Raw genomic sequence first — 288 nt, forward strand, 5'->3', positions numbered from 1 at the left:
CCTGAATGTCGCCCGTGAAGTGGCTGCGCAGTATCCGGACATCGAATTCCAGGAAATGATCGTCGACAACTGCTGCATGCAGCTGGTGATGCGTCCGGAACAGTTCGATGTGATCGTCACCACCAACCTGTTCGGCGACATCATCTCCGACCTGTGCGCCGGCCTGGTCGGCGGCCTGGGCCTGGCCCCGGGTGCCAACATCGGCTAGGACGCGGCGATCTTCGAAGCCGTGCACGGCACCGCGCCGGACATCGCCGGCCAGGGCCAGGCCAATCCGTGCGCGCTGCT

Annotated in this window: 1 pseudogene; it reads left to right on the forward strand. The window is 64.9% G+C overall.

Features of this window, described 5'->3' with window-relative positions:
- Window positions 1–55: 55 nt before the first annotated feature.
- Window positions 56–288, forward strand: a pseudogene (locus EN850_RS35765) (isocitrate/isopropylmalate family dehydrogenase); the annotation flags it as partial.

The organism is Mesorhizobium sp. M8A.F.Ca.ET.207.01.1.1, assembly GCF_004794715.1.
GTDB lineage: Bacteria > Pseudomonadota > Alphaproteobacteria > Rhizobiales > Rhizobiaceae > Mesorhizobium.